Source organism: Streptomyces pristinaespiralis (genome assembly GCF_001278075.1).
GTDB classification, from domain to species: Bacteria; Actinomycetota; Actinomycetes; order Streptomycetales; family Streptomycetaceae; genus Streptomyces; species Streptomyces pristinaespiralis.
This window is the reverse complement of the sequence record NZ_CP011340.1, coordinates 2,575,895-2,595,763: the sequence shown is the minus strand read 5'-3', so window position 1 is coordinate 2,595,763 and position 19,869 is coordinate 2,575,895. Positions and strand designations below refer to the sequence as shown.

The following is a 19,869-nucleotide window of genomic DNA, read 5'->3' as shown; positions in this document are numbered from 1 at the left end:
TGCCGGGTACAGTGCCAGAACCAGCAAACCGTGTGATGAGGCGCCCTCGTGTTGACGCAGACCACCACCCGGGTCCTCGGCCCGGGCGACCTCGGCGCAGCGCTCGCCATCCTCGAGAGCGAGCCCGTGACGAATGCTTTCGTCACCGCCCGTGTGCAGGTCGCCGGACTCGACCCGTGGCGACTCGGGGGCGAGATGTGGGGCTACTACACGGACGGACAGCTGCGCTCCCTGTGCTACTCCGGCGCCAACCTCGTGCCCATCTGCGCCACCCCGGAAGCCGTCCGCGCCTTCGCCGACCGTGCCCGGCGGGCCGGCCGCCGCTGCTCGTCGATCGTCGGCCCGGCGGAGCCCACCGCCCTGCTGTGGCGGCTCCTCGAACCGAGCTGGGGCCCGGCCAGGGACGTGCGCGCCAACCAGCCCCTCATGGTCACCGAGCGGATGCCGGACGGCATCGAGCCCGACCCGGACGTCCGCCGCATCCGCAAGGACGAGATGGACGTGATCATGCCGGCGTGCGTGGCCATGTTCACCGAGGAGGTCGGCGTCTCGCCGATGGCCGGCGACGGCGGACTCCTCTACCAGGCCCGCGTCGCCGAACTCGTCGGTGCCGGACGGTCTTTCGCCCGCATCGACGACGGCAAGGTCGTCTTCAAGGCCGAGATCGGCGCGGCCACCCCCCAGGCGTGCCAGATCCAGGGCGTCTGGGTCGACCCCGAGTTCCGGGGCAGGGGACTGTCGGAGACCGGCATGGCGGCCGTCCTGCGCTACGCCCTCGCGGACGTCTCCCCGGTCGTCAGCCTGTACGTCAACGACTACAACACCGCCGCCAGAGCGTCCTACCGCAGGGTCGGCTTCCAAGAGGTCGGCGCCTTCATGAGCGTGCTGTTCTGATTCCCGGCACCCCGTGCCGGGCAGCCACGACGACAAGTAGGGTTCGGCCATGGCAGCACTCAGCGGGGACGGCTCGCAGGCCCCCGACGTCGTCGTCGAACCGCTCGATCTGACCGGGCGGGTCGACGAAGCGCTCGCCGTGCAGGCGCTCGCCTTCGGGCTCAGCGACGACGAGATCGACATCCGCCGCTACATCGTGCTGCGTCACCTGCAGAATCCGGGAGCCCGGGCGCTCGGAGCGACCACAGAGGCGGGCCGGCTCGTCGGATTCGTCTACGGCATGCCCAACGACCGCAGCCACTGGTGGTCCACCGTGGTCGAGCCGTACCTGCGCCGGGGCGGCAACGACGAATGGCTCGACGACTCGTTCGTCATCACCGAACTCCACGTCCACCCCGGCTTCCAGGGACGAGGCATCGGACGCCAACTGATCACCACCATCACCGACGGGTGCGGCCTGCCCCGCTCGATCCTGTCCGCGATCGACACCGAGAGCCCGGCCCGCGCCCTGTACCGAAGGCTCGGTTACCAGGACCTCGCAGGCCAGGTGCTCTTCCCGAGCGCCCCCAGTCCCTACGCGGTGATGGGCGCCCGGCTGCCGTTGCTGCGCGCGAACTGATTTCCGCCTGCGGCTGCGCCCCGGCTAACCTCCTGCACATCACACGTTCCGAGCAGGAGTTCACCATGGCCCAGGTCCAGCGCATGTCCCGTCTGATGGTCAAGACACTGCGCGACGACCCGGCGGACGCAGAGACGCTCAGCCACAAGCTCCTCGTGCGCGCCGGTTACGTCCGTCGCAACGCCGCGGGCATCTGGTCCTGGCTGCCGCTCGGCAAGCGCGTCCTGGAGAACGTCACCCGCGTCGTGCGCGAGGAGATGGACGCCATCGGCGCGCAGGAGGTGCTGCTGCCGGCGCTGCTGCCCAAGGAGCCCTACGAGGCGACGGGCCGCTGGGAGGAGTACGGCGCGGAGCTGTTCCGCCTCAAGGACCGCAAGGGCGCCGACTACCTCCTCGGCCCGACCCACGAAGAGATCTTCACCCAGCTCGTCAAGGACCAGTGCACGTCCTACAAGGACCTGCCGGTGATCCTGTACCAGATCCAGACGAAGTACCGCGACGAGGCGCGTCCGCGCTCGGGCATCCTGCGCGGCCGCGAGTTCCAGATGAAGGACTCGTACTCCTTCGACACCTCCGACGAGGGTCTCGCCGAGTCCTACGCCCTGCACCGTGAGGCGTACGTCCGGATCTTCGAGCGCCTCGGCCTCAAGCACAAGATCGTCTCCGCGGTGTCGGGTGCGATGGGCGGCTCCGCCTCCGAGGAGTTCCTGGCCCCGGCCCCCGCCGGCGAGGACACCTTCGTGTACTGCCCGTCCTGCGACTACGCGGCCAACACGGAGGCCGTCACCTTCGCGCTCGCCCCCGTCGAGGGCGCGGAGCACGGCCCTGTCGAGGAGCTGGACACCCCCGACACCCCGACCATCGAGACGCTCGCCGACCACCTGGGTGTCCCGGCGTCCGCCACCCTGAAGAACCTGCTGGTCAAGGTGGACGGCGAGATCGTCGCCGTCGGCGTACCCGGAAACCGCGAGGTCGACCTCGGCAAGCTGGGCGACCACCTGGCCCCCGCGGAGGTCGAGCTGGTCACCGCGGAGGACTTCGTGGACCGTCCGGACCTGGTCCGCGGCTACGTCGGCCCGCAGGGCCTCGAGAAGGTCCGCTACATCGCCGACCCGCGCGTGGCCCCCGGCACCGCGTGGATCACCGGCGCCAACCGGGCGGGCTTCCACGCCAAGAACGTCGTCGCCGGCCGGGACTTCCAGGTCGACGACTACCTCGACGTCGTGGTCGTCGAGGACGGCGACCCGTGCCCCTCGTGCGGCACCGGCCTCAAGCTGGACCGCGCGATCGAGATCGGCCACATCTTCCAGCTCGGCCGCAAGTACGCGGACGCCTTCCAGCTCGACGTGCTCGGCCAGAACGGCAAGCCCGTCCGCGTGACCATGGGTTCGTACGGCGTCGGCGTCTCGCGCGCGGTGGCCGCGCTCGCCGAGCAGACCGCCGACGAGCAGGGCCTGTGCTGGCCCCGCGAGATCGCCCCGGCCGACGTCCACGTCGTGGCCGCGGGCAAGGCCCTGCAGACCGAGCTCGCCCTCGACGTCGCCGAGCAGCTCGGCGCGGCGGGCCTGCGGGTCCTGGTCGACGACCGCGCGGGCGTCTCGCCGGGCGTGAAGTTCACCGACGCGGAGCTGATCGGCGTCCCCAAGATCCTTGTGGCGGGCCGCCGCTCGGCCGAGGGCGTCCTGGAGCTGAAGGACCGCCGCACGGGCGAGCGGGAGGAGCTCACGGTGGCGGACGCGGTGGCGCGGCTGCGGGGGTAGTGCGCGGGGTCGAGGGCCGCTGCGCGGGGCACCGGGAGACCCCCCGGACCCCCGCGCCTCAATCGCCGGCGAGGCCGGAGTATCCAGCCCGTCCGGCGATTGAGGACACCGCGCGGAGCGGTACGGGTCCGGGCGGAGCCCGGTTCGGGAAGGGGCAAAGCCCCCGGGAAAACGCCCCGCGCAGCGGCCTCGCAGGCTTCGCCTACAGCCAGCCCGCGAACTCCAGCGCCAGTTCACCCTCCGCGCGCCGCCCCGCGGCCACCGCCCGCAGGCCCGACTCCACCGCGCGGAACAGCGTCCAGCCCCGCAGCCGGTCCCGGTCGACCTCCAGCGAATCCGCGAGGCGGTTCAGCCTCCGGCGGGCCGCCGACGCGCCCGCGGAGGACGCGACGAGGTCCTCGACGCGGTCGCGGGCGAGGCGGGCGAGGTCGTAGGCGCGTTCGCCGACCAGCGGCTCCGGTCCGACCGCCAGCCACGGCGCCCGGTCGCCGGAAAGCACCTTGCCCTGGCGGAAGTTGCCGTGCAGCAGCAGTTCTTCCGGTGCCGCCGCGACCAGTTCGTCCCGGGCCGCCAGCGCGGCCGCGACGAGCGGCTCCGCGGAGTTCCGCATCGCCGCCGCCTGGCGCGCCGTGCGGTCCGCGACCGTCTCGAAGGTGTGGCCGGCCGGCGGTTCGACCCACAGCCGTCGCACCGTGCCGGCCGCCTCGAGCAGCGCCTTGGCCTCGGGGAGCGAGCGCAGTGAGACCTCCGGGTGCAGCCGCTCCAACAGGAGTTCGCCGTCGGCGGCGTCCAGCAGCCGTACCGCGCCCCAGCCGTTCCAGTGCTCCAGCGCGGCCGCCTCGTGCCCGGGGGCCGCGGACGGGGGAGCGAGCTTCAGCGCGGCGGGTGTGCCGTCCGGCTGCCGTACGAGCAGGAGCAGGCTGCTCCGGCCGCCCGGCACCACGGTCCGTTCGACGTCCAGCTTCTGCCGGTCCACGGTCTCCTCGACCGTTCCCGGCAGCCGTGTCAGCCACGCGTCGTCCTCGCCGAGTGCCCGGACCAGCCGCTGCGGGGGTTCGAAAGCCATACGCCCGTTTGTTCCTTCCCCGTCAGTCCTGGCCGGCCCGCTCGGCGAGCCCAGGAAAGGTTACGCCGCTGCCGCGCCACCGCACCGCGCGGACCGCCGCCTCGCGCAGCGCGCCCGCCGCCTCCAGCCGCAACGGCCCTTCCGTGGCCCGTACGAGGTCGGAGTAGACGGCCGCCACCCGCTCCTCCAGGACGGCGGCGAGCCGTATCGCGGCCGCGGCGTCAGGCACGGGGAACGGCAGGGCGTAGCCCGCGGCGGCCGCCGCGGGCTTCTTGCCGAGGTCGCGCACGGTCCGCGCCAGCGAATCCCGCCTCGACCTGTGTGCGGCGTGTGCGGCGGCGGCCTCGTTCTCGCGGTCGTCGCCGACCCGGCCGCCGACCACCCCGTATCCGTAGACAGCGGCGTGTTCCGCCGCGAGCGCCGCCTGGAGGGCGTCGAGCTCACGTGCCGTGTCACCCCGGTCGTCCACCGTGGTCAACGCGGTTCCCCCTTCGTCAGCAAGTACGCATGCGCGGCGCCGGCGGCGGCGACGGAGGCCAGCAGACGGGCGAGTTCCGGCTCCGCGTCGGCGAGGGACGCCGTGTGGCCGTCGGAGGTGCGACGCTCCGCCGCGGCCAGCGCCCTCAGCGCGGCAGCGGGATCCTCCGGGACGGAGCCGGCCGCCGTGGCGGACGGTGTGACCGGCGGCGTCACCGGTGGCGCGGTGGACGGCGAGGGAGCGGCGGACGCCCCGCCCGGCCGGCCGCCGGCGAGTGCCACGGCGTGCGCGGAGACCGCGGAACGCAGCGGTGTCAGCCGTTCGGCGAGCTCCGGGTGGCGGGCGATGACGGCGTCGTACTCGTCGCCGAGTGCCGTGCTCCTGGCCGCGAGCCGTGCCCGCAGCGCGGCCTCCGCGCGAGCCGGGTCGGCGGACCGCCCGGACGGGCGCCGCGTCCCGGGGGAGTCGTTCGAACAGCCCGTCAACATGCCGGCGGCGGCCGCCCCCGTCGCCAACAGCGCACGTCTGCGCGTCGTCCCCGTGCGCCCCACGCGTGTCTCCTCGGGCTCGCAGTGATCATCGCCGCAGGCGAGCGTACCTGCGGCTCCCGCGCGGGTGGACGGCAACACCCCCCGCGACCGGATACCCTTTCTTCGACACGCGACGATCCCACAACAGCACACGCGGCCGAGGAGTCACCCGGATGAGCACCACCCAGAGCGAGAGGCTGCGCGGGCTGCTTGAGCCGCTCGTCAGCGCCGCGGAGCTGGATCTGGAAGAGATCGAGGTCTCCCGGGCGGGCCGGCGACGCATGCTGAGGATCACCGTGGATTCCGACGAGGGCGTGGAACTGGACGCCTGCGCCGAGCTGAGCCGCGCCATCTCCGAGAAGCTCGACGAGACGGACGCGATGGGCGAGGGCGAGTACGTCCTCGAAGTCAGCTCCCCCGGCGCCGACCGCCCGCTGAGCGAGCACCGTCATTTCGTGCGTGCCACCGGACGCCTGGTGAAACTGCAGCTGAAGGAGGGCGGGGACCTGGTGGCCCGCCTCCTGACCGTGGACGACGAGGGACTCGACCTCGAGGTGCCCGGTGTGAAGGGGCGCAAGCCCACCGCCCGCCGGGTCGCCTTCGACGACATCGTGAAGGCGCGCGTGGAGATCGAGTTCAACCGCAAGGACAAGAAGGAAGAGGAGGCGTAGCCGTGGACATCGACGTGAAGCTCCTGAAGGGCCTGGCCCAGGAGAAGGAGATCGGCTTCGACCTGCTGGTCGAGGCCATCGAGTCGGCCCTCCTCATCGCGTACCACCGCACCGAGGGCAGTCGCCGCCACGCCCGCGTGGTGCTCGACCGGAACACCGGTCATGTGACCGTGTGGGCTAAGGAGGACCCGGCGGATCTGGAGGAGGGCCAGGAGCCGAAGGAGTTCGACGACACTCCGTCCGACTTCGGCCGGATCGCCGCCACCACGGCCCGCCAGGTCATCCAGCAGCGGCTGCGTGACGCGGAGAACGACGTCACCTTCGGCGAGTACGCCCGCCGTGAGGGCGATGTCGTCGCGGGCATGGTGCAGCAGGGCAAGGACCCCAAGAACGTCCTGGTGAAGCTGGACGACAAGCTCGAGGCGATCCTGCCGGTGCAGGAGCAGGTCCCGGGCGAGGAGTACACGCACGGTCTGCGGCTGCGCACCTATGTGGTGCGGGTTGCCAGGGGTGTGCGCGGTCCGTCCGTCACGCTGTCCCGTACCCACCCGAACCTGGTGAAGAAGCTCTTCGCGCTCGAGGTTCCGGAGATCGCCGACGGCAGCGTCGAGATCGCCGCGATCGCCCGCGAGGCCGGCCACCGCACCAAGATCGCCGTTCGCTCGACCCGTTCCGGACTGAACCCCAAGGGCGCCTGCATCGGCCCGATGGGCGGCCGTGTGCGTAATGTCATGGCCGAGCTGCACGGCGAGAAGATCGACATCGTGGACTGGTCCGACGACCCGGCGGAGATGGTGGCGAACGCCCTGTCACCCGCCCGGGTCAGCAAGGTGGAGATCGTCGACCTCGGCGCCCGCTCCGCCCGGGTGACGGTCCCGGACTACCAGCTGTCGCTGGCGATCGGCAAGGAGGGGCAGAACGCCCGCCTGGCCGCCCGTCTCACCGGCTGGCGCATCGACATCCGGCCCGACACCGAGCAGGGCCCCGACCAGGGCTGAGGAATGGCCCGGGGCCGAATCCCGTTGCGGTGACGACGGGAGCCGACCAAGATCTCACAAGGATCAGGACAACATCCGTTCGATTTTTGCCCCCAAGGGGTGAGGTCGGTGCGGGGAGGTAGACTTAACCGTGTCTGGCCGGACGCATGCCCGTGTGTGCCCTGAGCGAACCTGTGTGGGATGCCGGGAGCGAGCGGCCAAGAGCGATCTGCTGCGGATCGTGGTGATCGAGGGCGAGTGCGTCCCCGATGATCGCGGTACGCTGCCCGGCCGGGGTGCGTACGTGCACCCCGCCTTGGTCTGTTTCGACCTGGCGGTCCGCCGCCGGGCGTTCCCGAGGGCCTTCCGGGCCCAGGGGCCGCTCGATACCGCCGCAGCGCGGCGGTATGTCGAGCAGGCAGCACCGTAAGAGAAAGAAGTACGGCACGGATACCCCCGTGCGGTCAGGTACCTCGCGAGTTGGAAGTAGGTCGAGATTGCGATGAGCACTCGATGAGTACGCGATGAGTACGCCCATGAAGTAGCGACGGTCCGGCGGTAACCCGGACCTAAAAGGAGCGAAGTGGCTAAGGTCCGGGTATACGAACTCGCCAAGGAGTTCGGCGTAGAGAGCAAGGTCGTCATGGCCAAGCTCCAAGAACTCGGTGAATTCGTCCGTTCGGCGTCCTCGACGATCGAGGCGCCGGTTGTACGCAAACTGACTGATGCACTGCAGGGGCCCGGCGGCAACGCCGGCAAGTCCGCTGCGAAGCCCGGCGCGCCCCGCAAGGCGACGCCTTCGAAGCCCGCCGCGCCCTCGGCGCAGGCGGGACGTACCGCTGCCCCCAAGCCCGGCGCACCGGCCCCCAAGCCGGCCCCGGCGAGCAGCACCCCCTCCTCCGCGGCCCCGGCTCCGGGACCGCGTCCGACACCGGGTCCCAAGCCCGCGCCGGCCAAGCCCGCCCCGGCGGCTCCGGTGCCCGCTGCCGAGTTCTCGGCCCCGGCTCCGGCCCAGCCCGCCGCACCGCAGGCCCCGCGTCCCGCGGGTGCCACCCCCGGTCCGCGCCCTGCCCGTCCGGCTCCGGCCGGCGGTCAGCGTGACGCCGGTCAGCGTGACGGCGGCCGCGGCGGCGAGCGTCCGGCGCGTCCCGCCGGCGGCCAGGGCGCCCCGCGTCCCGGTGGCCGTCCGGCCGGTCCCCGTCCGGGCAACAACCCGTTCACGTCCGGTGGCTCCACCGGCATGGCGCGTCCGCAGGCGCCCCGTCCGGGTGGCGCTCCGCGTCCCGGCGGCGGTGCCGTTCCGGGCGCTCCGCGTCCGCAGGGCGGCCCCGGCGGCGCCCCGCGTCCGCAGGGCCAGGGCGGTGCCCGCCCGACCCCCGGCGGTATGCCCCGTCCGCAGGCTCCGCGTGCCGGTGGCCCGGGCGGCGCGCCCGGCGGTAACCGTCCGAACCCCGGCATGATGCCGCAGCGTCCTGCTGCCGGTCCCCGTCCTGGTGGCGGTCCCGGCGGCGGCGGTCGCGGTCCCGGTGCGGGCGGCGCGGGCCGTCCCGGCGGTGCCGGTCGTCCCGGTGGCGGCGGCGGCTTCGCCGGTCGTCCCGGCGGTGGCGGCGGCGGTCGTCCCGGTGGCGGCGGCGGCTTCGCCGGTCGTCCCGGTGGCGGTGGCCCCGGCGGCGGTGGCGGCGGCTTCGGCGGTCGTCCCGGCTTCGGTGGACGTCCCGGCGGCCCCGGTGGCCGTGGTGGCACGCAGGGCGCCTTCGGCCGTCCCGGCGGTCCGGCGCGTCGTGGCCGTAAGTCGAAGCGGCAGAGGCGCCAGGAGTACGAGGCCATGCAGGCCCCGTCGGTCGGCGGCGTGATGCTGCCTCGCGGCAACGGCGAGACCGTTCGCCTGTCGCGCGGTGCTTCCCTCACCGACTTCGCGGAGAAGATCAACGCCAACCCGGCGTCGCTCGTCGCCGTGATGATGAACCTCGGCGAGATGGTCACTGCCACGCAGTCCGTCTCCGACGAGACCCTTCAGCTCCTCGCCGACGAGATGAACTACACCGTTCAGATCGTCAGCCCGGAGGAGGAGGACCGCGAGCTTCTCGAGTCCTTCTCCATCGAGTTCGGTGAGGACGAGGGCGGCGAGGAGATGCTCGTCTCCCGTCCGCCGGTCGTGACCGTCATGGGTCACGTCGACCACGGTAAGACCAGGCTGCTGGACGCCATCCGCAAGACGAACGTCGTCGCGGGTGAGGCCGGCGGTATCACGCAGCACATCGGTGCGTACCAGGTCGCCACCGAGGTCAACGGCGAAGAGCGGGCCATCACCTTCATCGACACCCCGGGTCACGAGGCGTTCACCGCCATGCGTGCCCGTGGTGCCAAGTCCACCGACATCGCGATCCTCGTGGTGGCGGCGAACGACGGTGTGATGCCCCAGACGATCGAGGCGCTGAACCACGCCAAGGCGGCCGACGTGCCGATCGTGGTCGCGGTCAACAAGATCGACGTCGAGGGCGCCGACCCGACCAAGGTGCGCGGACAGCTCACCGAGTTCGGTCTGGTGGCGGAGGAGTACGGCGGCGACACCATGTTCGTCGACATCTCCGCGAAGCAGGGTCTCAACATCGACTCCCTGCTGGAGGCCGTGGTCCTGACCGCGGACGCCTCGCTCGACCTGCGGGCCAACGCCGAGCAGGACGCGCAGGGTATTGCGATCGAGGCCCACCTCGACCGTGGCCGCGGCGCCGTCGCGACCGTCCTGGTCCAGCGAGGCACGCTGCGCGTCGGTGACACGATGGTCGCCGGTGACGCCTACGGCCGTGTCCGCGCGATGCTCGACGACAAGGGCGAGAACGTGGAGGAAGCGGGTCCCTCGACCCCCGTCCTCGTGCTCGGTCTCACCAACGTCCCGGGCGCCGGCGACAACTTCCTGGTCGTCGACGAGGACCGTACGGCCCGTCAGATCGCCGAGAAGCGTGCCGCCCGTGAGCGCAACGCCGCGTTCGCCAAGCGCACCCGCCGGGTGTCCCTCGAGGACCTCGACAAGGTGCTCAAGGCCGGTCTGGTGCAGGATCTCAACATCATCATCAAGGGCGACGCGTCCGGTTCGGTGGAGGCTCTCGAGTCCTCGCTGCTCCAGCTCGACGTCGGCGAAGAGGTGGAGATCCGCGTACTGCACCGCGGTGTGGGTGCGGTCACCGAGTCGGACATCGACCTGGCGATGGGCTCCGACGCCATCGTCATCGGCTTCAACGTCCGCGCGGCCGGCCGTGCCGCGCAGATGGCGGAGCGCGAGGGCGTCGACGTCCGGTACTACTCGGTGATCTACCAGGCCATCGAGGAGATCGAGGCGGCCCTCAAGGGCATGCTCAAGCCGGAGTACGAAGAGGTCGAGCTCGGTACGGCGGAGATCCGCGAGGTCTTCCGCTCGTCCAAGCTGGGCAACATCGCGGGTGTTCTCATCCGGTCCGGCGAGGTCAAGCGCAACACCAAGGCACGCCTCATCCGCGACGGCAAGGTCATCGCGGAGAGCCTCAACATCGAGGGTCTGCGTCGCTTCAAGGACGACGTCACCGAGATCCGCGAAGGCTTCGAGGGTGGTATCAACCTCGGAAACTTCAACGACATCAAGGTCGACGACGTCATCGCGACGTACGAGATGCGCGAGAAGCCGCGCGGCTGACGCACGGCACTCGTCCGGGGCCGGTCGGCGGAAATATTTCCGTCGATCGGCCCCGGCCGTTGCGTGTACGGTTTGGGTGTCCCTGCCAAGTACGGCGGAGACCCGACCGTGCCGGTCCGGCGGGAAGCCCCGGACCCCCGGCACGACGAACCCGGACCGGCGGGACATCCGGACATACATGTATGTGGGGACACTGTCCTTCGATCTGCTTCTCGGCGACGTACGGTCGCTGAAGGAGAAGCGCTCCGTGGTCCGGCCCATCGTCGCCGAGCTCCAGCGGAAATACGCGGTGAGCGCGGCGGAGGTGAGCGGGCAGGACCTCTACCGGCGGGCCGAGATCGGCCTCGCCGTGGTGTCCGGGGACACGGGGCACCTCACGGACGTACTCGACCGGTGCGAGCGCCTCGTCGCCGCCCGGCCGGAGGTGGAGCTGCTGTCGGTACGACGCAGGCTCCACAGCGACGAAGACTGAATGCAAGGCAAAGAAGGAGACGGACCAGTGGCCGACAACGCGCGGGCGAAAAAGCTGGCAGACCTCATCCGGGAGGTGGTCGCGGAGAAGCTGCAGCGTGGCATCAAGGACCCTCGCCTGGGTTCGCACGTGACCATCACGGACACCCGTGTCACCGGTGACCTGCGGGAGGCCACGGTCTTCTACACGGTCTACGGCGACGACGAGGACAGGGCCAGTGCCGCGGCGGGCCTGCAGAGCGCCAAGGGCATCCTGCGCTCGGCGGTCGGCGCGGCGGCGGGTACCAAGTTCACGCCGACCCTCACCTTCGTGGCCGACGCGCTCCCGGAGAACGCCAAGACGATCGAGGACCTCCTCGACAAGGCGCGCGCCTCGGACGCCAAGGTCCGCGAGGTGTCCTCCGGCGCGACGTACGCGGGCGAGCCCGACCCGTACCGCAAGCCCGAGGACGAGGACGAAGCCTCGGAATGACGCAGCGCACCGTCACGCCCGACGGACTTGTCATCGTCGACAAGCCGTCGGGCTTCACTTCGCACGACGTCGTCGCCAAGATGCGCGGGATCGCCAGGACCCGGCGCGTCGGACACGCGGGGACGCTCGATCCCATGGCCACCGGAGTCCTGGTGCTGGGTGTCGAGAAGGCCACCAAACTCCTCGGTCACCTCGCGCTGACCGAGAAGGAGTACCTCGGCACCATCAGGCTGGGGCAGGACACCGTCACGGACGACGCCGAGGGTGAGGTGACCTCCTCCACCGACGCCTCCGCCGTCACACGCGAGGCGATCGACGCGGGCGTCGCCGGGCTCACCGGCGACATCATGCAGGTGCCGTCCAAGGTCAGCGCCATCAAGATCGACGGAAAGCGGTCGTACGCGCGGGTGCGCGGCGGCGAGGAGTTCGAGATCCCGGCCCGCCCGGTGACCGTCTCCTCCTTCCGCGTCTACGACGTCCGCCCGACGACCACGGAGGACGGCCTGCCCGTCGTCGACCTGGTCGTGTCCGTGGTCTGCTCCTCCGGCACCTACATCCGGGCGCTCGCCCGCGATCTCGGTGCCGTGCTGGGCGTGGGCGGCCACCTGACGGCGCTGCGGCGCACCCGGGTCGGCCCGTACGGCCTGGACGCGGCGAAGACCCTCGACCAGCTCCAGGAGGAGCTGACCGTGATGCCGATCGCCGAGGCGGCCGCCGCCGCCTTCCCCCGCTGGGACGTGGACGAGCGGCGGGCCAAGCTGCTCACCAACGGCGTGCGGCTCGAGATGCCGGCACACGACCGTGCCCCGGTCGCGGTCTTCGGGCCCGACGGACGCTTCCTGGCGCTCGTGGAGGAGCAGAACGGCAAGGCGAAGAGCCTGGCCGTCTTCGGCTGACCCCGAGCGGGACGTCCCCTCGTGGATGTCGGTCCGTCGTGGGGCGGACGGCTCTCGCCGTCCGCCCCACGTTCCCCCCTTGATTCCCCCGCATAGGGTCTATCCACCCAGGCCCCTCGATTCACCCCTTCGAGCAGGCGCTTGGAGTGAACCGGGGTGCACTGGGGGGCGCGTTCGCGGTCCGCGCTTCTCTTCTTGATCATCGTCTGCCTAACGTCGTCCCCATGGGACGCGCTGACCTGGCAACTTTGGTACGGATCTGCGATCCGGCCGGTCGGCCGCACGGCACCGGCTTCGTCGCCGACGACCTCGGCACGGTCGTGACCGGCCATGACGTGGTCCACGGCCTGGCCCGGCCCGTCGTGCTGCCGATGGACGGCGGCGGACCCGCGATCGAGGCCGACTCCGTGACCCCGCTGCCCGGCAGCGGCCTGGCACTCCTGCATACCAACGGCCTTCGCGTCGTGCCCCTGCCGATCGGGGCACGCGAACGCGCGGAGCCGGGCACGTATGTGCGCCTCGCGGCGGGCGGCTGGCGTGAGGCGCGCGTGCTCGCCGCCGCCGACGGCGTCCTGGAGCTCGCCATCGGCACGGACGGCAGCGACGCCCTGCGCCTCGTGGACGGAGTCGCAGGCGGACCGGTGCTCGACGCGTCGACCGGGGCCGTCCTCGGCGTGCTCGCCGCCCCACCACCACCGGGCACCAGCACCCCGGCCGTCCTGGCGCACTCCCTGGGTACCGCCCGGTCCGAGCCGCACGCCGCCCTCTTACGCAGGAACGCCGCCACCGCGCCCGCGTACGGACCCGACCTGAACCTCGCAGCGGTACTGGAGCTGGCCGCGACCTCACTCGCCCGGGCCGTCGTTCCGGACGCGTGGCCCGAGCCCGTCCCGCGGCCCGCCATCGCCGGCGAGTTCGCGGCGTTCACCACGGACCACAGCGCGGCGCTGGTCCTCGGACTGGTCGGCGCACCCGGCACGGGCCGTACGACGGAGCTGCGCGCGCTCGCCGCGCGCCGCGCCGAGAGGCCGGCACCGGCTCCCACTCTGTGGCTGCGCGGCGCCGACGTGCGGGACGGCGACGCCTCCGTCGCCGACGCCGTGGCACGCGCGCTGCGCGGGGCCGCCCGCATCGTCGCCGTACCGGAGCAGGCGGGCGGCCGGGAGCGCGGGGCGAGCCCGGACCGGGTGGCGCGCCTGGCCGCCGGAGCGGGCCGGCCGCTGCTCGTCGTCCTCGACGGCCCGGAGGAGATGCCGCCCGCGATGGCCAAGGCCCTGCCCGACTGGACGGCGGCCACCGCGGCGTGGCTGGCCGCCTCCGGCGCCCGGCTGGTCGTGGCATGCCGCCCGGAGTACTGGGAACAGGCCGGTGCGCTCTACCCGCCGCACCTGCTGCACCACTCTGCCGGTGGAGCGGCGCGAGGACCGGCCGGGCCCGGCCGCCCGACGGGCGGGCGCATCCCGGCCGCGCCGGTGCCGGCACCCCGCTCCCTGACCTCCGCGGCGCTGCCCGCCCTGGCACAGGGCCGTCCCGGGCCCGGTGCCAGGGGCGGGCAGCAGCCGCCCGCCGTGCACCTCGGCGACCTGACCTCCGAGCAGGCACGGACGGCACGACAGAGGTACGGGCTGGCGCCGGGCAGCGTGGCAGCGGGGGACGAGCGGCATCCGCTGGTGCTCAGGCTCCTCGCGGAGGTGCACCGCGCCCTCCCCGGCGGCGTGCCGGGCACACCGGGGCGGGACGAGGTCTTCGGCGCCTACCTCGACCTGCTCTGTCTGCGGATCGCGGTACGTGTCGCCGTCGCGGCCGGAACGCCGCCCCGGGGCTGCGCCGTCCGCCGGCTCGCCACCCGGATCTCCGGCCGGGTGCACGAGGCCGCCCGCCGCTGCCTGGGGACCGGTCACGGCCGGCTCGACCGGGCATCGTTCGAGGAGCTGTTCCCCTGGGCGGGTGGCTGGGCTTCCGCCGTCCTCACCGAGACCCTGCTCGTCCCGGCGGGCAGCGGCTACCGCTTCGCGCACGAGGAGCTCGCCGACTGGATCCAGGGCGCGCATCTCGACGTCGACGCCGCGCTCGGGTCGCTCGTCCACGGCCGGGAGCGGCACGGGCCGGGGGAGGACGGCCCGCCGCCCGTGCCCCGCCACCGCATCGGCCCCGTGGCCCACGCGCTGCTGCATCTCGGCCGCGAACGCGGAGCACACCTCCTGGTCCCGAGGCTCGCCGGACTGGCCGGGGTGGTCCAGGACGAGGTGCACGGCCGGCGGGACCCGGAGGCACGCTGGTGGGCCTCCCGGCTGCTTCATGAAGTGCTCGGCAAGGTGCCGGACGCCGAGCCGTATCTCGCCGTCCTGCAACAGCTGGCGGAACGGCCGGGCGACGACTTCGGACCCGCCTTCTGGGCCCGGCTCAGGATGGGTGATCCGGCGTGGTTCGACCTCCTGCGGCGGCTCGCGCCCGGTGACACCTCCCCGCCGGGCGGCACCGCCACACCGCTCTTCCTGGAGCTCGCCGATGCGCGGCTGGCGGCCGACCCCGCGGCCGTGCAGCCGCTTCTGTGCCGGTGGTTCGACGACGACACGCCACTCGCCGCGGTGCACGGCGCCGTGGTGCGCCCCACGGTCGGCGCGGCCGCACAGGCGCTGCTCTACGCCCGCCGGGGGCTCGCGGCCGACGACCTCGCAGAAGCCCTCGCGGACACCCCCCACCCCCGCGCCGCCGAACTGCTCCGTGCGCTCGCGGAGGACGAACCGTCCGCGATGTGCCGGGCCGTGGACCGCTGGGCCCGCGACCCGCGGCCCCAACGACGCGAAGCAGCAGCCGACTGCTGCCCGCTCGTCCCGGCCGGGGCCGCGAGCGACACCGACAGGGACCTGCTGCGGCGGGCCGCCCGGGCCCTGCTCGCCGGGACCAGGGGCGCGCACGGACCCGCGCTCACGGTGCTGGTCCGCGACCCGGTGAGCCGCGCCCGGTACCTGCCGCGTGCCCTCGACCTCTTCGCCGCGGGCGACCCCTGCCTGCCGGCCGACGCCCTCACCGACGCCCTGACCACCCACCCGGGCCCGGTACTCGCCGCGTTCAGGAGCCGCCTGCTGCGCCCTGACACCTCCGCAGGAGCGGGGGAGACCCTCGCCGCGCTCGCCGGGGCCGCCACCACCCCCGCCCTCGCCCGCCGGGCGGCCGCCCTGGTGTGCGAGTACGTCGACCACCGCCCGGACGGCGCGGTGCACGCAGCCGCGTACGTCCACCGCCGCCTCGAGCACGGACCGGACGGCCGGGACGTGCTCTTCCCGCTCGTCACCCACCTCGTGCGCGGCCGCCCGGCCCGGGTCCGCGTCGCCCTCGCGCCCGTCCTCACCGCGGCCGGGGCCCCCGCCTCCCGCGCGCTGCGCGCCGAGCTGCTCGAGGTCCTGCTGCGGTACGAGCAGTACGAGGCCCGCGACCTCGGCGTCCTCGACGGCCTGCTGTGCGCCGCCGCGAACGGCTGCGGGGCGCGCGAAGAGGAACGGACCCGCTTGCTGGTCCACCGGACGGGCCTGCTGCTCGTGCGCACCCCCAGGGGTGCGGCCTGCTTCGACCGGAGGCTCACCGAGCTGGCCCGCGAGGTGCCCGCCTTCGACGTGCTCATGGCCCGCTGGCCGGCCGCGGATCCGCAGCAGTGGGCCGCGGTGGAGGCATGCCGGGCCCTCGGGAAAGAGGGGAGCCCGGTGCCGATGCCGACCCGGGCCGCCGGGCATGGCAGTCTTAGACCTGCGTAATCGGTAATCACGTACACAGGTTCGGGCGAGGAGCGGTCACAGTGCAGCGCTGGCGTGGCTTGGAGGACATCCCCCAGGACTGGGGACGCAGCGTCGTCACCATCGGCTCCTACGACGGCGTGCACCGCGGGCACCAGCTGATCATCGGACGTGCGGTGCAGCGGGCACGCGAGCTCGGCGTGCCGTCCGTCGTGGTGACCTTCGACCCGCACCCCAGCGAGGTCGTCCGCCCGGGCAGCCATCCGCCGCTGCTCGCGCCGCACCACCGCCGTGCGGACCTGATGGCAGAGCTCGGCGTGGACGCGGTGCTCGTGCTGCCCTTCACCGCCGAGTTCTCCAAGCTCTCGCCGGCCGACTTCATCGTGAAGGTGCTGGTCGACAAGCTGCACGCGCGGGCGGTCATCGAGGGCCCCAACTTCCGCTTCGGTCACCGGGCGGCCGGAAACGTCGACTTCCTCGCGGAGATGGGCCGGACGTACGACTACGAGGTCGAGGTCGTCGACCTCTATGTGCGGGGTGAGGCGGGCGGCGGCGAGCCGTTCTCCTCGACCCTCACCCGCCGGCTGATCGCCGAGGGCGACGTCGAGGGGGCCGCCGAGATCCTCGGCCGCCCGCACCGCGTCGAGGGCATCGTCGTGCGCGGCGCCCAGCGCGGCCGCGAGCTGGGCTTCCCGACGGCCAACGTCGAAACCCTGCCGCACACCGCCATCCCCGCCGACGGCGTGTACGCGGGCTGGCTGACGGCCGCCGGCGAGCGGATGCCGGCGGCGATCTCGGTGGGCACGAACCCCCAGTTCGACGGCACGGAGCGGACCGTCGAGGCGTACGCGATCGACCGGGTGGGACTCGAGCTGTACGGGCTGCACGTGACGGTGGACTTCCTGGCGTACGTCCGCGGCCAGGAGAAGTTCGACACCATCGAATCGCTGCTCGTGGCCATGGCGGACGACGTGAAGAAGTGCCGCGAGCTGACCGCGTCGTACGACGCGGCCGGCGCGTAACCCCCGGGGCAGCCTTTCCGGGTGTGGCCCGGGCCGCGGTGCCCTACCCGGTCCGGAAGCCGGTCTCGGGCGTGACCCGGGCCTGTTGCTCCGCCCGGCCCGGGCCCCGGTCTTCGGCGTGGCCCGGACCGTGTTGCTCGGTCCGGGCAGGCGCGACCACCTTCGGGCAGGCGCCGCCTCTTAAGAGGCGGCGTCGTCCCACAGGTCGGCCCGGTGGGCGTCGACCAGAGCGACGATGCGGGTGAGGACCTCGCCGACCGGCTGTGGGTCGAGTCGGCGCCCGCCGCGCAGACGCAGTGCGACGTGGTCGTCCGCGGCTTCCTTGGCACCGATGACGGCTTGGTAGGGGACGAGACGGGCCTCTCTGACACGGGCGCCCAGGGTGCCGCGCTCCGGTCCGGCGATCTCGGCACGCAGTCCGAGCCCGGCGCATCGGCGGGCGAGTGCCGCGGCGTGCGGCAGTTCCGCGTCGGAGATCGGAAGGATCGCCACCTGGGTCGGGGCGAGCCAGGCGGGGAACGCGCCGCCGTGCTGCTCGATGAGATGGGCGACGGCCCGTTCCACGCTGCCGATGATGCTGCGGTGGACCATGACCGGCCGGTGTCTGGCGCCGTCCGCGCCGATGTAGTGCAGGTCGAACTGTTCCGGCTGGTGGAAGTCGACCTGGACGGTGGACAGGGTGGACTCCCTGCCGGCGCCGTCGGTGACCTGGACGTCGATCTTCGGGCCGTAGAACGCGGCCTCTCCCTCGGCCGCCTCGTAGGGCAGGCCGGAGCGGTCGAGGACATCGGTCAGCAGGGCGGTGGAGCGTTTCCACTTCTCGGGTGCGGCGACGTACTTGCCACCGGGGCCGGGGAGGGAGAGCCGGTAACGGGCCGGGGTGATGCCGAGCGCTTCGTACGCCCGTCGGATCATCTCCAGCGCCGCCCGCGCTTCCTCTGCGACCTGGTCCAGGGTGCAGAAGATGTGGGCGTCGTTGAGCTGGATGGCCCGCACCCGGGTCAGCCCGCCGAGTACGCCCGACAGTTCGGAGCGGTACATACCGCCGAGCTCTGCCATGCGCAGCGGGAGCTCGCGGTAGCTGTGGGAGCGGGAGCGGTAGATCACCGCGTGGTGGGGACACAGGCTCGGCCGCAGCACGACCTGCTCGCCTCCGAGGTCCATCGGGGGGAACATGTCGTCGCTGTAGTGCGCCCAGTGACCGGAGATCTCGTACAGCTCCCTCTTGCCGAGCACCGGTGAGTACACGTGCCGGTACCCGGCCCGTCGCTCGGCGGAGCGGATGTACTCCTCGAGGGTGTGCCGTACGGTGGCGCCGTCGGGCAGCCAGTACGGCAGTCCCGCGCCGATCAGCGGGTCGGTGTCGAACAGGCCCAGTTCACGGCCGAGTTTGCGGTGGTCATGCATGGCGGTCTCCTCGCGGACGTCGGGCGAGCGACCGCAAGGCGAAGCCCCGGGGCACTCGCCCCGGGGCTTCGGACTCAAGACATCTGTCAGCGCGCCGGGACACTCTCCGGCGTCGTCGTCATCGCAGCGCGCTTCATGGCGGAAAAGCTAGCAGTCCGCAGCGACGTCCACACGCGCTTTTCCGGGTGCACCCGGCGGGCCGGGCCAGTCCCCGCTCAGGGCGACGCGGTCGCGGCCCAGTGGCACGCCACCTGCGGCCCCGGCGCGTTCGCCAGGACCGGCAGGTCCCGGGAGCGGCACAGGTCCGCGACGCCCGCACGGGCGGCCTCCCCCGACGCCAGGACCTGGCAGCGGGCGTGGAAGCGGCAGCCCTCCAGGATACGGGACGGGTCCGGCGGTTCGCCGGTGAGGACCACCGGCGGGGACTCCGACTCCGGCAGCACCGACAACAGCGCCTGGGTGTACGGGTGCTGGGGCGAGGTCAGAACGTCCTCCACGGGGCCCGTCTCGACGATCCGCCCGAGATACATCACCGCCACCCGGTCCGCGATGTTCCAGGCGAGGCCCAGGTCGTGGGTCACCACCAGCGCGTAGAGCCCCAGTTCGTCACGCAGCCGCAGCAGGAGCGCCAGGATCTCACCGCGTACGGAGGCGTCGAGGGAGGCCACCGGTTCGTCGGCCACGATGAGTTCGGGCTCCAGCACCAGGGCGCCCGCGATGACGACGCGCTGCCGCTGACCGCCCGACAGTTCGTGCGGGTAGCGGAGGAAGAAGCGCTCCGGCGGGCGCAGCCCGGCCCGGGACAGCGCTTCCGCGACCGCCGCGCGCTCGTCGCCCGCGTAGCCGTGGATCCGCAGGCCCTCGGCCACGGCGTCGTAGACGGTGTGCCGCGGGTTGAGTGACCCGCTCGGGTCCTGGAGCACCAGCTGGACCCGCTTGCGGTACGCCTTCAGGGCGCGCGGGGTGAGCCCGAGCGGTTCCCCGCCGAACGTGACCCGCCCGGAGGTGGGCGGCACCAGGCCGAGGAGCGCACGCGCCAGCGTCGTCTTGCCGCAGCCGGACTCGCCGACCAGGGCGACGATCTCGCCCGTGCCGATGTCGAGGTCGACACCGTCGACGGCCCGGGCGGCGGGCCCGCCGCGACGGCCGGGGAAGGTGATGTGCAGTCCGGTGGTGGAGAGGAGGGGAGAGGTGGTGGTCATGACGTG

Annotated in this window: 17 protein-coding genes; 12 read left to right on the top strand and 5 right to left on the bottom strand. The window is 72.7% G+C overall.

What is annotated here, in order from left to right; genetic code table 11:
- Window positions 1–51: 51 nt before the first annotated feature.
- From SPRI_RS10750 to SPRI_RS10740, 3 genes are all read left to right on the top strand, one after another.
- Complete coding sequence (locus SPRI_RS10750) at window positions 52–894, top strand: GNAT family N-acetyltransferase (protein WP_037776238.1); 843 nt, start codon at window positions 52–54, stop codon at window positions 892–894.
- Window positions 895–943: 49 nt separating this feature from the next.
- A complete protein-coding gene (locus tag SPRI_RS10745; RefSeq protein ID WP_050791470.1) occupies window positions 944–1,513 on the top strand; it encodes a GNAT family N-acetyltransferase in 570 nt (189 codons plus the stop codon).
- A 65-nt stretch (window positions 1,514–1,578) separates the two neighbouring features.
- Window positions 1,579–3,273 (top strand): proline--tRNA ligase, encoded by a 1,695-nt coding sequence (locus SPRI_RS10740; protein WP_037773634.1) that lies wholly within the window; start codon window positions 1,579–1,581, stop codon window positions 3,271–3,273.
- A gap of 202 nt (window positions 3,274–3,475) precedes the next feature.
- On the opposite strand, the gene SPRI_RS10735 is transcribed toward SPRI_RS10740, so the two are convergent.
- From SPRI_RS10735 to SPRI_RS10725, 3 genes are read right to left on the bottom strand one after another with little or no spacing between them, the layout of a single operon-like run.
- Entirely contained in the window at window positions 3,476–4,339 is an 864-nt protein-coding gene (locus SPRI_RS10735) for an aminoglycoside phosphotransferase family protein (RefSeq protein WP_005311247.1), read from the bottom strand.
- Between the two features lie 22 nt (window positions 4,340–4,361).
- On the bottom strand, window positions 4,362–4,817 hold the full coding sequence (locus SPRI_RS10730; protein ID WP_238996213.1) for a DUF4439 domain-containing protein: 456 nt from the start codon (window positions 4,815–4,817) through the stop codon (window positions 4,362–4,364).
- Window positions 4,814–5,368, bottom strand: a complete 555-nt coding sequence (locus tag SPRI_RS10725; protein ID WP_053556880.1) for a hypothetical protein — start codon at window positions 5,366–5,368, stop codon at window positions 4,814–4,816. Before SPRI_RS10725 ends, SPRI_RS10730 begins: the two co-directional genes overlap by 4 nt.
- Window positions 5,369–5,520: 152 nt before the next feature.
- Between SPRI_RS10725 and rimP the strand changes: the two genes are divergently transcribed.
- The 9 genes from rimP (at window position 5,521) to SPRI_RS10675 (ending at window position 17,254) form a co-directional block, all read left to right on the top strand.
- Window positions 5,521–6,018: a ribosome maturation factor RimP gene (gene rimP, locus SPRI_RS10720; protein ID WP_005311243.1), complete on the top strand. Its 498-nt coding sequence runs from the start codon at window positions 5,521–5,523 to the stop codon at window positions 6,016–6,018.
- A gap of 2 nt (window positions 6,019–6,020) precedes the next feature.
- Window positions 6,021–7,016, top strand: a complete 996-nt coding sequence (nusA, locus tag SPRI_RS10715; protein WP_005311241.1) for a transcription termination factor NusA — start codon at window positions 6,021–6,023, stop codon at window positions 7,014–7,016.
- A 130-nt stretch (window positions 7,017–7,146) separates the two neighbouring features.
- Complete coding sequence (locus SPRI_RS10710; RefSeq protein ID WP_005311239.1) at window positions 7,147–7,425, top strand: YlxR family protein; 279 nt, start codon at window positions 7,147–7,149, stop codon at window positions 7,423–7,425.
- A gap of 153 nt (window positions 7,426–7,578) precedes the next feature.
- On the top strand, window positions 7,579–10,662 hold the full coding sequence (infB, locus tag SPRI_RS37035) for a translation initiation factor IF-2 (RefSeq protein ID WP_078951240.1): 3,084 nt from the start codon (window positions 7,579–7,581) through the stop codon (window positions 10,660–10,662).
- 178 nt (window positions 10,663–10,840) lie between these two features.
- Window positions 10,841–11,134 (top strand): DUF503 domain-containing protein, encoded by a 294-nt coding sequence (locus SPRI_RS10695; protein ID WP_005311234.1) that lies wholly within the window; start codon window positions 10,841–10,843, stop codon window positions 11,132–11,134.
- Between the two features lie 27 nt (window positions 11,135–11,161).
- Window positions 11,162–11,605 (top strand): 30S ribosome-binding factor RbfA, encoded by a 444-nt coding sequence (rbfA, locus tag SPRI_RS10690; RefSeq protein WP_037773629.1) that lies wholly within the window; start codon window positions 11,162–11,164, stop codon window positions 11,603–11,605.
- A complete protein-coding gene (gene truB / locus SPRI_RS10685) occupies window positions 11,602–12,501 on the top strand; it encodes a tRNA pseudouridine(55) synthase TruB (protein WP_005311231.1) in 900 nt (299 codons plus the stop codon). Before rbfA ends, truB begins: the two co-directional genes overlap by 4 nt.
- 224 nt (window positions 12,502–12,725) lie before the next feature.
- Window positions 12,726–16,253, top strand: a complete 3,528-nt coding sequence (locus SPRI_RS10680; protein ID WP_053556879.1) for a serine protease — start codon at window positions 12,726–12,728, stop codon at window positions 16,251–16,253.
- Between the two features lie 41 nt (window positions 16,254–16,294).
- On the top strand, window positions 16,295–17,254 hold the full coding sequence (locus tag SPRI_RS10675) for a bifunctional riboflavin kinase/FAD synthetase (protein WP_005311227.1): 960 nt from the start codon (window positions 16,295–16,297) through the stop codon (window positions 17,252–17,254).
- 180 nt (window positions 17,255–17,434) lie between these two features.
- Here the strand turns inward: SPRI_RS10675 and thrS are convergent, their stop codons facing one another.
- Both thrS and SPRI_RS10665 read right to left on the bottom strand, forming a co-directional pair.
- A complete protein-coding gene (thrS, locus tag SPRI_RS10670; RefSeq protein WP_310650513.1) occupies window positions 17,435–18,739 on the bottom strand; it encodes a threonine--tRNA ligase in 1,305 nt (434 codons plus the stop codon).
- A 137-nt stretch (window positions 18,740–18,876) separates the two neighbouring features.
- Entirely contained in the window at window positions 18,877–19,863 is a 987-nt protein-coding gene (locus tag SPRI_RS10665) for an ABC transporter ATP-binding protein (RefSeq protein ID WP_053556878.1), read from the bottom strand.
- Window positions 19,864–19,869 lie beyond the last annotated feature (6 nt).

What these genes read in the sequence shown, in the direction of transcription:
- SPRI_RS10745 (WP_050791470.1), top strand. Translation starts at nt 944, where the DNA reads ATGGCAGCACTCAGCGGGGACGGCTCGCAGGCCCCCGACGTCGTCGTC.
- SPRI_RS10740 (WP_037773634.1), top strand. Translation starts at nt 1,579, where the DNA reads ATGGCCCAGGTCCAGCGCATGTCCCGTCTGATGGTCAAGACACTGCGC.
- SPRI_RS10735 (WP_005311247.1), bottom strand. Translation starts at nt 4,339, where the DNA reads ATGGCTTTCGAACCCCCGCAGCGGCTGGTCCGGGCACTCGGCGAGGAC.
- rimP (WP_005311243.1), top strand. Translation starts at nt 5,521, where the DNA reads ATGAGCACCACCCAGAGCGAGAGGCTGCGCGGGCTGCTTGAGCCGCTC.
- SPRI_RS10695 (WP_005311234.1), top strand. Translation starts at nt 10,841, where the DNA reads ATGTATGTGGGGACACTGTCCTTCGATCTGCTTCTCGGCGACGTACGG.
- truB (WP_005311231.1), top strand. Translation starts at nt 11,602, where the DNA reads ATGACGCAGCGCACCGTCACGCCCGACGGACTTGTCATCGTCGACAAG.
- SPRI_RS10680 (WP_053556879.1), top strand. Translation starts at nt 12,726, where the DNA reads ATGGGACGCGCTGACCTGGCAACTTTGGTACGGATCTGCGATCCGGCC.
- SPRI_RS10665 (WP_053556878.1), bottom strand. Translation starts at nt 19,863, where the DNA reads ATGACCACCACCTCTCCCCTCCTCTCCACCACCGGACTGCACATCACC.